The sequence below is a fragment of the Amycolatopsis sp. CA-230715 genome, assembly GCF_018736145.1.
Classification (GTDB): Bacteria; Actinomycetota; Actinomycetes; order Mycobacteriales; family Pseudonocardiaceae; genus Amycolatopsis.
This window is the reverse complement of the sequence record NZ_CP059997.1, coordinates 9,711,805-9,725,302: the sequence shown is the minus strand read 5'-3', so window position 1 is coordinate 9,725,302 and position 13,498 is coordinate 9,711,805. Positions and strand designations below refer to the sequence as shown.

General features: G+C 71.1%; 12 protein-coding genes and 1 pseudogene. 10 read left to right on the top strand and 3 right to left on the bottom strand.

Annotation, left to right across the window (positions count from 1 at the left end):
* Window positions 1–28 precede the first annotated feature (28 nt).
* Window positions 29–826, top strand: a complete 798-nt coding sequence (gene prcA, locus HUW46_RS44905) for a proteasome subunit alpha (RefSeq protein ID WP_215544722.1) — start codon at window positions 29–31, stop codon at window positions 824–826.
* Window positions 827–912: 86 nt separating this feature from the next.
* Here the strand turns inward: prcA and HUW46_RS44900 are convergent, their stop codons facing one another.
* The 3 genes from HUW46_RS44900 to HUW46_RS44890 all read right to left on the bottom strand — a co-directional run bounded on the left by HUW46_RS44900 (window position 913) and on the right by HUW46_RS44890 (window position 4,615).
* On the bottom strand, window positions 913–2,100 hold the full coding sequence (locus HUW46_RS44900) for an alpha/beta hydrolase (protein WP_215544721.1): 1,188 nt from the start codon (window positions 2,098–2,100) through the stop codon (window positions 913–915).
* Window positions 2,097–2,990 carry an alpha/beta hydrolase gene (locus tag HUW46_RS44895; protein ID WP_215544720.1) on the bottom strand — a complete coding sequence of 298 codons (894 nt, stop codon included), beginning with the start codon at window positions 2,988–2,990 and terminating at the stop codon, window positions 2,097–2,099. Before HUW46_RS44895 ends, HUW46_RS44900 begins: the two co-directional genes overlap by 4 nt.
* Window positions 2,991–3,127: 137 nt before the next feature.
* Window positions 3,128–4,615: a bifunctional phosphatase PAP2/diacylglycerol kinase family protein gene (locus tag HUW46_RS44890; protein WP_215544719.1), complete on the bottom strand. Its 1,488-nt coding sequence runs from the start codon at window positions 4,613–4,615 to the stop codon at window positions 3,128–3,130.
* 78 nt (window positions 4,616–4,693) lie between these two features.
* On the opposite strand from HUW46_RS44890, the gene pafA reads away from it, so the two are divergent.
* The 9 genes and pseudogenes from pafA (at window position 4,694) to HUW46_RS44850 (ending at window position 13,393) form a co-directional block, all read left to right on the top strand.
* Entirely contained in the window at window positions 4,694–6,052 is a 1,359-nt protein-coding gene (gene pafA / locus HUW46_RS44885) for a Pup--protein ligase (RefSeq protein WP_215544718.1), read from the top strand.
* Window positions 6,053–6,146: 94 nt separating this feature from the next.
* Window positions 6,147–7,127 (top strand): helix-turn-helix transcriptional regulator, encoded by a 981-nt coding sequence (locus HUW46_RS44880; protein WP_215544717.1) that lies wholly within the window; start codon window positions 6,147–6,149, stop codon window positions 7,125–7,127.
* A pseudogene (locus tag HUW46_RS49200) lies at window positions 7,124–7,471 on the top strand (protein pafC); the annotation flags it as partial. The gene HUW46_RS44880 and the pseudogene HUW46_RS49200, both read left to right, overlap by 4 nt.
* Window positions 7,457–8,107, top strand: a complete 651-nt coding sequence (locus tag HUW46_RS44875) for a helix-turn-helix transcriptional regulator (RefSeq protein ID WP_442861014.1) — start codon at window positions 7,457–7,459, stop codon at window positions 8,105–8,107. The pseudogene HUW46_RS49200 and the gene HUW46_RS44875, both read left to right, overlap by 15 nt.
* A gap of 10 nt (window positions 8,108–8,117) precedes the next feature.
* On the top strand, window positions 8,118–8,330 hold the full coding sequence (locus HUW46_RS44870) for a bacteriophage holin (protein WP_215544715.1): 213 nt from the start codon (window positions 8,118–8,120) through the stop codon (window positions 8,328–8,330).
* A 33-nt stretch (window positions 8,331–8,363) separates the two neighbouring features.
* Complete coding sequence (gene tatA / locus HUW46_RS44865) at window positions 8,364–8,681, top strand: Sec-independent protein translocase subunit TatA (RefSeq protein ID WP_215544714.1); 318 nt, start codon at window positions 8,364–8,366, stop codon at window positions 8,679–8,681.
* A gap of 17 nt (window positions 8,682–8,698) precedes the next feature.
* Window positions 8,699–9,691, top strand: a complete 993-nt coding sequence (gene tatC / locus HUW46_RS44860) for a twin-arginine translocase subunit TatC (RefSeq protein ID WP_442860891.1) — start codon at window positions 8,699–8,701, stop codon at window positions 9,689–9,691.
* A 12-nt stretch (window positions 9,692–9,703) separates the two neighbouring features.
* Window positions 9,704–10,609 carry a diacylglycerol/lipid kinase family protein gene (locus tag HUW46_RS44855; protein WP_215550491.1) on the top strand — a complete coding sequence of 302 codons (906 nt, stop codon included), beginning with the start codon at window positions 9,704–9,706 and terminating at the stop codon, window positions 10,607–10,609.
* 12 nt (window positions 10,610–10,621) lie between these two features.
* Complete coding sequence (locus tag HUW46_RS44850; RefSeq protein ID WP_215544712.1) at window positions 10,622–13,393, top strand: DEAD/DEAH box helicase; 2,772 nt, start codon at window positions 10,622–10,624, stop codon at window positions 13,391–13,393.
* The last annotated feature ends 105 nt before the right edge of the window (window positions 13,394–13,498 follow it).

Genomic DNA, 13,498 nt, shown 5'->3' with positions numbered 1-13,498 from the left:
TGAAGATCGATCGAGCGGAGCCAAACCCGTGACCATGCCGCTGTACGCCTCACCGGAGCAGGTACTGCGCGAGCGTTCCGAGCTCGCCCGCAAGGGCATCGCGCGCGGCCGCAGTGTGGTGGTGCTGAAGTACGCCAACGGTGTGCTGTTCGTGGCCGAGAACCCGTCCACCACGTTGCACAAGCTGTCCGAGATCTACGACCGGATCGGGTTCGCCGCGGTGGGGCGGTACAGCGAGTTCGAGAACCTGCGGGTGGCGGGCATCCGGCACGCGGACCTGAAGGGCCTGCAGTTCGACCGCAGGGACGTCAGCGCGCGTGCGCTCGCGAACGCCTACGCGGCGACGCTGGGCAGCATCTTCACCGAGCAGCTCAAGCCGTTCGAGGTGGAGGTGTGCGTCGCGGAGATCGGGGCGTCCAGCGAGGAGGACCAGCTCTTCCGGCTGACCTACGACGGGTCGATCGGGGACGAGCCGCGGTTCGTCGTGATGGGCGGCCACGCGGACACGATCACCACGAAGCTGAAGGAAAGCTACGAGCCGGGGCTGGAGCTGGCGGACGCGGTGAAGATCGCGGTCGAAGCGCTGCGCTCGCCGACCGCGGCCACCGGGTCGGGATCGGCCGCGAACGGCAACGGGGACAGCGAGCCGGTGAAGCTCGAAGTGGCGGTGCTGGACCGGAACCGGCCCCGGCGCGCGTTCAAGCGGATCGAAGGCGCCGCGCTGGAGGCGGTGCTCCCCGCGCCGGACAAGGGCGACGGTGACGCCACGAAGGACGACGCCGGGTCCGAGGACGAGAAAAAGGACGGCGACTCCGAAAAGGAGTGAGAACCCGAAGAAAGGGCCCGCACCTATCGTTGGTGCGGGCCCTTTCGTGTGCCGCGGACGGGTTTCTGCCTTGCCGCGGAACGGTTTCAGCGCGGGAAGTGCTGGTCGGCGAACGCGAGCAGGTAGGGGAGCGTGGCTCGGGCGGTGTGCCAGGTGTGGTTGAACCCGCGTTCGGTGTGGACCACGGCCTCGATACCGCGTTCGCCGAGCGCGGCGGCGATCCGGCGCGCGGTGGCGACGTCAGTGGGTGCGCCGGTGCCCGCGGTGAGGATGACGGCGGGGCGTTGCGGAAGCGGCATCGTCGGGAGGTATTCGCGCGGGGTGTTGGCTCGTTGTGCGGCGGCGTCGCCGCGGAAGAGGGCGTCGGCGTCACCGGGGTCGTCGTAGGGGAGCGCGATCAGCAGCGAGCCGAACTGGTCGACGTGGTGCAGGCCGATGTTGAACGCGCCGAACCCGCCGCCGGACATGCCGCCCAGCGCGCGGTGGGCGCGGTCGGCGATGGTGCGGTAGCGGCCGTCGATCGCGGGCACGACGGTCTGGGAGAGGTAGCTTTCCAGTTGCGGGCCGCCGGGGACGTTGAGGCATTCCCAGTCCTGGCTGGGTTTTCCCGCGGTCATGTCCACGCTCACCAGGATCATCGGTTCCACCGTGTGGCCGCGGAGCAGGAGCCGCAGGGTGGCCGGCGCGTCGCCGGAGGTGAGCCAGTCTTCCGGTCCGCCGAACGGGTAGCCGTGGATGAGGTAGACGACGGGATAGCGCCTGCCCGCGTTCGCGGGGTCGTGGTAACCCGGTGGCAGTACGACGAAGTTCTTGCCAGCCGGTACGGCGTGCGCCGGGTCGGGGAGGGAGACCACGTCGATCTGGGTGCCATTGCCGGTGACCGGTCCGGTCGGGCGCACCTGCCGGGTGCTCGCGTCGTCCGGTGCGTCCTGGCCGTCGTCGAGCAGGCGGCCGAGCATCTGGACGGCGCCGACCCCGCGTTGGAGCAGGCGGCTGAGGTCGTCGTTGGTGCGCACGTAGCCGACGTAGCTGTTGACCCCGGTGACGGCCGCGAGCAGCAGGCAGCACAGCGCGATCGAGCCGGAGACGGTGCGGGCGCGCTTGCGGTGCCACAGCGTCGCGGTCAGCGCGACGAGCCAGATGGCGGCGGTGAGCAGCGTGATCCAGATGACCGGGGACTCGAACGCGCCGAGCTGCCTGGCGTGGTCGGAGACCTCGCCGGGAATGGTCGGGTCACCGGCTTGCGCGGCTCCTCCGCCGCGAAGAACGCTCATGAGCGGGTCCCGTCGAGTTTCATGCGCTGGCCGAGGAACGGCGCGGCCTCGCGCAGCGCGGCGGTCCAGACTTCCCAGTCGTGGCCGCCGGGCAGCTCGGCGGAGGTGATCTGGACGCCTGCCCGGCGGCAGGCCTTCTCGACCTCGCGCTGTTCGTCGGTGTAGGGCTCGTCGTCATCGCCGACGACCAGCATGCCCGCGGTGCCGGGCCGGTGGGACTTCGACAGGATCGCGAGCGGGTCCTGTTTCGCGTAGGCGCGCGAATCGCCGTCGAAGAGGGTGTTGACGGCGTTCTCGACGGTGTCGAGCATCGGGCGGCTTTCGCCGGAGAAGTCCAGGAACGTGGGGAAGAGCGCCGGGTGGCGCACGGTGAGCTGGTAGGCGCAGGTGCCGCCGTAGGAGAGCCCGCCGACGGCCCACCGGCTGGTGTCCTGGTCCGCCCACGGCTGGTTTTCGAGCCAGGCGGGGACGTCCCGGCTCAGGTAGCTGTCGACGGCGGCGACGGGGCTGTCCATGCAGAGCAGGTCCTGGTTGTCTTCGCCGGTGTCGTCGGGGGCGACGACGACGGGGGCCTGCCCGTCGTGCTGGGCCGCGAAATCGTCGATGAACGCGGCCGCGCCGCCGTGGGTGAACCAGTCGTCGGTGGCGCCGGGGACGCCCGCGAGCAGCACCAGCACCGGGTGCCGGCCGGGATCCCCGGCCTCGGGCGGCAGGTAGACGTGTGCCTGCCGCGCGCGGAAGGCCGAAGCGGTGGCGGGGATCGTCACGGTTTCCAGCCGCCCCGGTGTCCGTGTCGCGGGCGGGGCCGTTGCCGGTGGCGACGCCGCGCACGCCGTGGCCAGTGCGAAGACGCCGACGAGGGCGGTGGCACGAACGGGGCGAGCGCGCATGTCCTGTTTCTCCGCCTTGGATCCGGCTTGGTGGCCGAGACTGTCGGCGGCCTGTCGGCACGGACGGTAGCGGCTGCGAGTTGAGGTTCCCATGAGGTGATTCCCAAGAAACGGCAAGGGAACCCCCAAGGGATGATCTACCGCTTGCGGTAGATCGTCAGCGCGCTGGGCCGGGAGCGGAACCGGAAGTGGTTCCCGAGCGGGCCGACCTCGCCGTCGGTGGCCACCCTGCGGTTGCCGTCGAGCAGGCGGACGTCGAGTTCGGGGACGTCTTCCTCGCGGTAGACGTGGCTCGCGGCAAGCGAGTTGGTCAAGGTCGCCAGCACGAACCGGGCCCGCGAGTAGGGCAGGTCGGCGCGCAGGTAGCGGACGTCGAGCAGACCGGTGTCGAGCGCGGGGCGGCGGCTGGGCGCGAGGCCCTTCGGCGCGTAGGTGCCGTTGCCGACGAAGATCAGCCACACCGCGGTCCGCTTGCCGTTGAGCTCGACCTGGAGCGGTCGTGCGCGACGGAGCGTGCGGACGAGCGCGATCGCGGCCGCGGGCCACTTCGGCAGCCGATCCTGCAGTTTTTCCCGCACCCGCACCATTTCCGGGTAGCCGCCGATGCTGGCGGTGTTGACGAACCACCGGCGGTCGGGGCCGCTGGTCCCGTCGATCTCGACCTCGCCGAGGTCGATCCCCACCGCGGAGCCTGTTTCGGTGGCTTCGTCGGCGTCGGGCATGGAGCGGACGCCGACGTCGCGCGCGAAGTGGTTGAGGGTGCCCGCCGGGATGAGCGCGAGCGGGAGCCCCTGCTCGGCGGCGACGGAGGCGACCGCGGCGACGGTGCCGTCCCCGCCCGCGACGCCGAGCGCGCGGATCGTGCCGCCCGCCCGGTCGATCTCGGCTTCGAGCTGTTCGCGGATGTCGAGGCTGTCGTCGGGGTAGAGCAGGGTCGCCTTGGGCCAGGCGTAGCGGACGTCCTCGGTCGGGTCCTGCCCGTTCACCCCGGAGTTCGGGTTGACGAGGGCGAGCATGTCCTCGCCGTCGACCATGAGCGGCGCTTCGGCTTCGTGCGCGGTGTGCGCGGGCACGTCCGGGTGCAGCGGCCACCAGTGCCGGGTGAGGAGCCCGGCGCCGACGCCGATCAGGGCACCGGCGCCGACGTCGCTCGGCCAGTGCACGCCGGCGTGCACGCGCGAGTACGCGACGACGGCGGCCAGCGGGGCGATCGCGAGCCCGGCCTTCGGCGCCTCCATCACGACGGCCGTGGTGAACGCGGCGGCCGAGGCGGAGTGCCCGGACGGGAACGACGACGAGGTGGGCCGCTTGGTGAGCCGGCGGTGCTCGGGGACCTCCTCGGCGGCGGGCCTGCGCCGGGGGAAGAGCGGCTTGCCGACGAGGTTGGCCGCCGCGCTGGCGCCCGCGATGGCGGCTACGCCGCGTAACGCCCCTCGGCGTGTCGCGCCTTTCCTGCTGGCGAGAGCGGCGCCGACCACCCACCACAGCCTGCCCTTGTTCGCGGCCCTGGTCACCGCCGTGAGCAGGTCGTCCGCCCTGGTTCGGGGGAGTGCGGCACTGCGGCGGACGAGTTCGCGATCGGTTTCCCCGACCTGCCGGAGCGGTCTTTTCAAGTGGCTGAGCACAAGCCGCAACCTAGTCGAAAGCGTGTCGCCGCCCGAACGGCGCACCGTTCCGAGGGTGTTTACGCCTAGGCTTGGGGGATGCAGCGGCGGATCTTTGGCATCGAGACCGAGTTCGGGGTCACGTGCACCTTTCACGGCCAGCGCAGGCTTTCACCGGACGAGGTCGCCAGGTACCTCTTCCGGCGAGTGGTCTCGTGGGGCCGGTCCTCGAACGTGTTCCTGTCCAACGGGTCGCGGCTCTACCTCGACGTGGGGTCGCATCCGGAATACGCGACGGCCGAGTGCGACGACCTCACCCAGCTCGTCACCCATGACAAGGCCGGCGAACGGATCCTCGAAGACCTGCTGGTCGACGCGGAGCGCAGGCTCGCCGACGAGGGCATCGGCGGCGACATCTTCCTGTTCAAGAACAACACGGACTCGGCGGGCAACTCCTACGGCTGCCACGAGAATTACTGCGTCACGCGCGCGGGCGAGTTCTCGAGGATCGCGGACGTGCTACTGCCGTTCCTGGTCACGCGCCAGTTGATCTGCGGCGCGGGCAAGGTGCTGCAGACCCCGCGCGGCGCGGTATATTGCCTTTCCCAGCGGGCGGAACACATCTGGGAGGGTGTGTCGAGCGCCACCACGCGCTCGCGGCCGATCATCAACACGCGCGACGAGCCGCACGCGGACGCGGAGCGTTACCGGCGGTTGCACGTGATCGTCGGCGACTCGAACATGGCCGAGCCGACGACGCTGCTGAAGGTCGGGTCGGCGAACCTGGTGCTCGAGATGATCGAGCAGGGCGTCCAGTTCCGGGATTTCACGCTGGACAACCCGATCAGGGCGATCCGCGAGATCAGCCACGACCTCACCGGCCGCAGGCAGGTCCGGCTCGCGGGCGGGCGCGAAGCGTCGGCGCTGGACATCCAGCGCGAGTACTACGCGCGGGCCGTGCAGCACGTCAAGGCGAACGATTCGGGCCCGACCGCCGAGAAGGTCGTCGAGCTGTGGGGCCGCGCGCTCGACGCCGTCGAGCAGCAGGACTTCACCAAGATCGACACCGAGATCGACTGGGCGATCAAGCACCGGCTGGTGGAGCAGTACCGGGCCAAGCACGACCTCGACCTGTCGAGCCCGCGGATCGCGCAGCTCGACCTCGCCTACCACGACATCCGGCGCGGCCGCGGCATCTTCGACCTGCTGCAGCGCAAGGGCCTGGTGCGCAGGGTGACCGACGACGGCGAGATCGAGCTGGCGAAGGACACCCCGCCGCAGACGACGCGCGCGAAGCTGCGCGGCGACTTCATCGCGGCGGCGCAGGCGGCGGGGCGGGACTTCACCGTCGACTGGGTGCACCTCAAGCTCAACGACCAGGCGCAGCGCACCGTGCTGTGCAAGGACCCGTTCCGCTCGGTCGACGAACGCGTGGAACGCCTGATCGGTTCGCTCTGACGCACCGAGTGGCGGACGCCGCGCGGGACATCGTTACGACGCGCGACGGCCGGACCTCTCCATCGGGCAGGGCGAAGCGAGCTAATGTGGTCGGGTGTCCACCGCCCGCGCCGAACGCCTGGTCAATCTGGTGCTCGCCCTGCTGTCCACCCGGCAGTACCTGTCCGCCGAACGGATCAGGGGCATCGTGCCCGGATACGCGGGCGCGGCCAGCGACGAAGCCTTCTTCCGGATGTTCGAACGGGACAAGACCGAGCTGCGCGAGCTGGGGATCCCGCTCGAGACGGGACGGAACCGGTCGTTCGACACGGTCGAGGGCTACCGGATCGCGCGCCGCGACTACGAGCTGGGCGAGATCGACCTCGCCCCCGACGAGGCGACCGCGGTCGGCCTGGCGGTGCGCCTGTGGGATTCGCCGGAGCTGACCGGGCAGGCCCACGGCGCGCTCGTGAAGTTGCGCGCCGCCGGGGTGGAGGTCGACGACAACGCGCCGACCGTGGTCGAGCCGAGGGTCCGTACCGAGCCCGCGTTCGCGCCGCTGCTCGCCGCGGTGCAGCAGGGCCAGGCCGTGCGGTTCGAGTACCGCCGGTCCGGGTCGCCGGAGCGGCGGATGCGCGAGCTGGAGCCGTGGGGCGTGGTGTCGTGGCGGGCCCGCTGGTACGTCGTCGGCCACGACCGGGACCGGGACGCGCCGCGCTGCTTCCGGCTGTCCAGGGTCACCGGGTCGGTGACGGCCGTCGGCGAGCCGGGCGCGGTACGGCGGCCGGAGGACGTGAACCTGCTCAAGTTCGTCGCGGGCACAGGGGATCCGGATCCGGCGCCGGTGTCCACCGCGAAGGTGTGGGTCGCCGACGGCAAGGGCGCCGGGGTGCGGCGGCGTGGCCGGGTCGTCGGCCGCGAGAGCATCGGCGGCGACGGCGGTGACGTCGTGGCGATCGACCTGTACTTCCCGGAGAGCGCGGCCGACTGGCTCGCCGCGCAGGGGCCGGACGTGCTCGTGCTGGAGCCGGACGTGCTGCGCAAGTCCGTGCTCGACCGGCTCGAAGCGATCGCGGGGCAGGTGAGCACGCGATGACCACGTCGACCCCGGCGCGCATGCCGAGATTGCTCGCGCTCGTGCCGTATTTGCTGGCGCGCCCCGGTATCCGCATCGACGAGGCGGCGCGGGACTTCGACGTGCCGCCGAAGCAGCTGCGCCGCGATCTCGAACTGCTCTGGATGTGCGGGCTGCCGGGGTACGGGCCTGGCGATCTCATCGACCTGTCCTTCGAGGGCGAGACGGTCACGGTCACCTACGACGCGGGCATGAGCCGCCCGCTGCGGCTGACCGGTGGCGAGGCGACCGCGTTGCTGGTGGCGCTGCGCGCGCTCGCCGAGACCCCCGGCGTGCTCGACATCGACGCGGTGCACCGGGCGATCGCGAAGATCGAGGCCGCGGCGGGGCAGGCGCAACCCGCGGGCGTCGTCGTCGGGAACGGGGTGCGCGAAGGCGAGAAGACCGCGCGCACCCGGGAGACCGTCCGCGGTGCGCTGCAGGCGAGGCGCGCGGTGCGGATGCGGTACTACACGGCGTCGAAGGACCAGATCACCGAGCGCACGGTCGACCCGATGCGCCTGCTCATCGTGCAGGCCGTCGGCTACCTCGAAGCGTGGTGCCGCCGCGCCGAGGGCGTCCGGCTCTTCCGGCTCGACCGGATCGAGGAGCTGGAAGTCCTCGACGAGCCCGCGGTGCCGCCCGCGCACGCCACGCCGACCGATCTGACCGACGGCGTGTTCTCGGTGCGCCCAGGCCAGCCGGAGGCGGTGCTGGTGCTGGCGCCGGACGCGCGCTGGGTCGCCGAGTACTACCCGTGCGAAGAGCTCGACGAACTCGACGGCGGGCGGCTGCGGGTCAGGATGCGCTACGGCGACGAGTCGTGGATGGTGCGGCTGATGCTCAGCCTCGGTGGTGACGTCGAGGTGGAACAGCCTGCCGAACTGGGGAAGGCGGTTCGCAACCGGGCCGCCGACGCGCTGGCGCGGGCACGTCACCTGCCGGTCACCTGGGGTCAGTAGGGTGTCCGTCGTGTCCTATCTGCCGAGCGCCCTGCTCGTCGTACTCGGGCTGGTCCTGCTCGTCCTGATCTTCGTTCACGTGGTGAAGGCCTTGCGCGGCTTCCGGCGCACCGTGAGCATGGTGTCGACGAACGCCCAAGACCGCACCGGGTTGCTCCGCGCCCGCTCGGCAGCGCTGCGCGTCGCGATCGACGAGCGACGCGGAGTCAGGTCGACCAAGTAACATTGCCCGAAGACGAGACAGAGGAGGCCACTCATGCTGAACGGGTTGCAGCCGTGGCACTTGATCATCCTGGTGCTAGTCGTGGTCCTGCTGTTCGGGGCCAAGCGGCTGCCGGACGCCGCGAGGTCCATCGGGAAGTCGATGAAGATCTTCAAGGCCGAGACCAAGGACATGCGTGACGGCGCCAAGGCGGACGAGCCCGCCGAGGACGCCGACGCCAAGCAGCTGCCCGCCGCGAAGCCGGCGGAGGACGACGAGGTCGCCAAGCTGCAGCGCCAGCTCGACGAGCTGAAGAAGCAGCAGGCGAGCAAGCAGTCCACGGCCGAGCAGGCGCAGAAGAACGCCAGCTGACGAGAACGGATCTCCCAGTGGCGGACCCCGCCTCCCCACGGTCCGGCGACCGCCGCACCAAGCGGCGCCGGCGCAGCCGTCGGCACAATCCCGACGGCACGATGACCCTCATCGAGCACATCTACGAGTTCCGCCGCCGCCTCGGCTACGCGCTGCTGTTCGTGATCGCGGGCGGGATCCTCGGGTTCATCTGGTTCGGCACCAAGGTCGGGCCGATCCCGAAGCTCGGTGACATCATCACCGGTCCTTACTGCGCATTGCCTTCGACCGGGCCCAGCGCGACCAGGATCGAGTTCCCCGGCCACGGCTGCACGCTGTTGCAGACCCAGCCGTTCGAGAACTTCATGATCCAGCTGAAGGTCGGCATCGCGGCGGGACTGGTGCTCATCGCCCCCGGCTGGCTCTACCAGGTGTGGGCGTTCATCGCCCCCGGCCTGTACGCGAAGGAGCGCAAGTACGCGCTCAGCTTCGTCGGGTTCGCTTCGATCCTGTTCGCGGCCGGGGCGGTACTGGCCTACGTGCTCATCCCGAACGCGTTGAAGCTGCTCGTCGGCTTCGGTGGCGGAGAGTTCTCCACGGCGCTGGCCGGTGACAAGTACATCTCGTTCGTGCTGTCCTTGCTGCTCATCTTCGGGGTGAGCTTCGAGCTGCCGCTGCTCGTGGTGATGCTCAACCTGATCGGCGTGCTCAAGTACGAAAAGCTGAAGAAGTGGCGCCGCGGTCTCATCTTCGCGCTGTTCGTGTTCGCCGCCTTCGCCACGCCCGGCTCGGACCCGTTCTCCATGATCGGGCTCGCCGCCGCGCTCACCGTGCTGTTCGAACTGTCGATCCAGATCGCCCGGTTCCACGACCGCAGGGCGGAAAAGCGGCTGGACAAGGTCCGCCAGGACGAAGGCTGGGACAAGCTGGCCGACGACGAGGCCGCCCCGTTCGACTACACCCCGAGCACGGTCGAGGAGCCGCCCGCGAAGCCGGGTGCGAAGTCGGGCGGCACCGACGACATCACCTGATCCGTGGCGGGGATCCACGCGGCGCTGGCCGTGCACCCGGATTCCGGCCACGGTGCGGCCGCCCGCGTGGCAGGCACCGTCGCGGCCAGGCTCCGCCGCGTCGTCGACCGGCTCGACCTGCTCGTCGCGAACTCCGTCGAAGAGTCCCGCGCGCTGATGGCACGGGCGGGCGGCGAGGGCTTGGACGTGCTCGTGGTGCTCGGCGGGGACGGCGCCGTGCACCAGGGCGTCCAGGTCTGCGCGAGCACCCCGGTCGCGCTCGGGATCGTCCCGTCGGGCACCGGTAACGACTTCGCCCGCGCGCTCGGTGTGCCGGAGGACCCGCTGGCCGCCGTCGACGAAGTCGTGGCCGCGTTGCGCGCGGGCGCGCGTCGGCGCATCGATCTCGGCCAGGTGGACGGCACCTGGTTCGCCACGGTGCTGTGCGCGGGGTTCGACGCGCTGGTGTCCGAACGGGCCAACCGGCTGCGCTGGCCGTCCGGCCCCCGCCGCTACGACGTCGCGATCATCGCCGAACTCGCCCGGTTCCGGGCCCGTCCGGTCACACTGGCCACCGAGACCACGCGGCTCGACCTCGACGCGACGCTCGTCGCCGTCGGCAACACCGCTTGGTACGGCGGGGGAATCCCGATCTGCCCGCAGGCCGACGCCACCGACGGGCTCTTCGACGTCACCGTGGTCGGCGACGTGGGGCGAGCGGACCTGGTCGCGATGCTGCCGAGACTGCGCACCGGCCGTCATCTCGATCATCCGGCGGTCCGCACGCTGCGCGCCGCGGCGGTGTGCTTCGGCGGCGACCGGCTCCCCGTCTACGCCGACGGCGAGCGCATGGGCGTCATGCCGCTCGAGGTGCGCTGCGTCGCGGGGGCGCTGACCGTGTTGACCACCCACCGCATGCGGGATGTCGGCCGGGTGTGAAACCCTGACGGCGTGGCCAGTAGCCCTTCTCCGTCCCCGGCCGAGGCCTATACGGCTTCGCGGCGCCGCGGGGACCATCCCCAGTTGACCGCCTTCGCGGCCGAGGCGCCGTTCGGTTTCGACGAGTTCCAGGTCCGCGGCTGCGAGGCGCTCGAAGACGGGCACGGCGTGCTGGTGTGCGCGCCGACCGGGGCGGGCAAAACCGTCGTCGGTGAGTTCGCCGTGCACCTCGCGCTCGCCGAGGGCCGCAAATGCTTCTACACCACGCCGATCAAGGCGCTGTCGAACCAGAAGTTCGGCGATCTCGTCGAGCGCCACGGCGCCGACGCGGTCGGGCTGCTCACCGGGGACACCGCGATCAACGGCAACGCGCAGATCGTCGTGATGACCACCGAGGTGCTGCGGAACATGCTGTACGCGGGGTCCTCGGCGCTCAACGACCTCGCCTACGTCGTGATGGACGAGGTGCACTACCTCGCCGACCGGTTCCGCGGCGCGGTGTGGGAAGAGGTCATCCTGCACCTGCCGGAGCACGTCAGGGTGGTGGGCCTGTCCGCGACGGTCAGCAACGCCGAGGAGTTCGGCGAATGGCTGGTCGCGGTGCGCGGCGACACCACCGTGGTCGTGGACGAGCACCGGCCCGTCCCGCTGTGGCAGCACATGCTCGTCGGCAACCGCCTGCTCGACCTGTTCGCGGGCGAGGAGCACGGCGGCCCCGACGAGCTCCAGATGAACCCGACCCTGCTGCGCCGCACCGAAGAGGCGAGCCGCATGTACCTGCCCGCGGCGATGCGGGCGGCGCGCGGCCGTCGTAAGGGCCCGCCGCCGCGGGGCGTGCGGTTCCGGCCGCCGTCGCGGGTCGACGTCACCGAGCGGCTCGACGCGGCGGGCCTGCTGCCCGCGATCGTGTTCATTTTTTCCCGCGCGGGCTGCGACGCCGCCGTCGCCCAGTGCACCCGTTCCGGCCTGCAGCTCAACGGGCCGGAGGAGGTCGCGGAGGTGCGCCGGATCATCGCCGAGCGGACCTCGGACCTGCCCGAGGGCGATCTCGGCGTGCTCGGCTACTGGGAGTGGCGCGAAGGGCTCGAACGCGGCATCGCCGGTCACCACGCGGGCTTGCTCCCGGCGTTCAAGGAGACCGTCGAGGAGCTGTTCGTCCGCGGGCTGGTGAAGGTCGTGTTCGCCACCGAGACGCTCGCACTGGGCATCAACATGCCCGCCCGCACCGTCGTGCTCGAACGGCTCGTCAAGTACAACGGCGAGGCGCACGTCGACCTGACGCCCGGCGAGTACACCCAGCTCACCGGGCGGGCCGGGCGCCGCGGCATCGACGTCGAAGGGCATGCCGTGGTGCTGTGGCAGCCCGGTGTCGACCCGAAGCAGGTCGCCGGGCTCGCCTCCACCCGCACCTACCCGTTGCGGTCGTCGTTCCGGCCCGGGTACAACATGGCGATCAACCTCGTCGCCCAGCTCGGCCGCGAAAAGGCGCGCGACCTGCTGGAGCAGTCCTTCGCGCAGTTCCAGGCCGACCGGTCGGTCGTCGGCACGTCCCGCCGCATCGAGCGCAACACCGAGGCGCTGCGGGAGTACGCGGGCGCGATCACCGGCGACTTCGACGAGATGCTCGAATACGTCGCGCTGCGCAAGAAGATCAGCGAGCGGGAGAAGGCGCTGTCGCGGCAGAACACCGCGGCGCGGCGCGCGAACACCGCCGATTCGCTGGAGAAGCTCCGCAAGGGCGACGTGATCGCGGTTCCCGCCGGGCGCCGCGCCGGGCTCGCCGTGATCATCGATCCCGGCGTCGACCCCATCCGCGAGCCGAGGCCCATCGTGGTCACCGAGGACCGCTGGTCCGGTCCGCTGTCGGTGGCCGATTTCCCGTCACCGGTGGAACCGCTCGGCCAGATCCGGCTGCCCAAACACGTCGAACTGCGGTCACCGAAGACGCGCCGCGATATCGCCTCGTCGCTGCGCAACGCCGGGATTTCCTTGCCGTCACGGGAAAAGCGGCGATCCGGGTCCAATGAGGACGGTGAGCTGGCCGCGCTGCGCAGGGCGTTGCGCGCGCACCCGTGCCACGGGCTCGCCGAGCGCGAGGCGAACCTGCGCTGGGTCGAGCGGTACCAGCGGCTCGCCGAGGAAACCGAAAAGCTCCGGCGGAAGGTCGCGGCGACGACGCACTCGCTGGCGCGCGGGTTCGACCGGATCCTCGCGCTGCTGGCCGAACGGGGCTATCTCGGTGAAGCGTCGGGAGACGCCGAGAAGGTGACCGAGCACGGGCGACGGCTCGCGCGGCTGTACAGCGAGTCCGATCTGCTCGCCGCGGAGTGCATCCGCCAGGAAGTGTGGGCGGGGCTGGCCGCGCCCGAGCTGGCCGCGGTGGTGTCGACGCTGGTGTTCGAGGCACGGCGCGACTCGGCGGGCGAGGCGAGGCTGCCCGCGGGCGCGGTTCCCGAGGCGTGGCGGGAGACCGTCCGGATCTGGAGCGAGCTGGCCGACGACGAGCGGCGCCACCGGCTCGATCGCACGCGGGAGCCGGATGCCGGGTTCGCGTGGCCGGTGTACCGGTGGGCGCGCGGCGAGTCGCTCGAGAAGGTGCTCACCACCGCGCAGGCGAACGGGCAGGAGCTGTCCGCCGGTGATTTCGTGCGGTGGTCGCGCCAGGTGATCGACCTGCTGGACCAGATCAGGGACGTGCTCGGCAAGAGCGACCCGGTGGGCGCGACGGCGGCGGAGGCGGTGCGCGCGCTGCGCCGCGGCGTCGTGGCGGCGGGGGCGGCGTGATTCGCCCGGCATCCGGACGAACCGGCGCCGTCTTTACACGTGGGGGAGGGGTGTCTGTGGTTGGATCACGCTCAGTGCGACGGTGGACGCCGTCGGAGTTCGACG

Excerpts from the sequence above, each read along its gene's own strand:
- HUW46_RS44895 (WP_215544720.1), bottom strand. The coding sequence starts at position 2,990 with ATGCGCGCTCGCCCCGTTCGTGCCACCGCCCTCGTCGGCGTCTTCGCA.
- HUW46_RS44900 (WP_215544721.1), bottom strand. The coding sequence starts at position 2,100 with ATGAGCGTTCTTCGCGGCGGAGGAGCCGCGCAAGCCGGTGACCCGACC.
- tatA (WP_215544714.1), top strand. The coding sequence starts at position 8,364 with ATGCTGAACGGGTTGCAGCCGTGGCACTTGATCATCCTGGTGCTAGTC.
- pafA (WP_215544718.1), top strand. The coding sequence starts at position 4,694 with ATGCAGCGGCGGATCTTTGGCATCGAGACCGAGTTCGGGGTCACGTGC.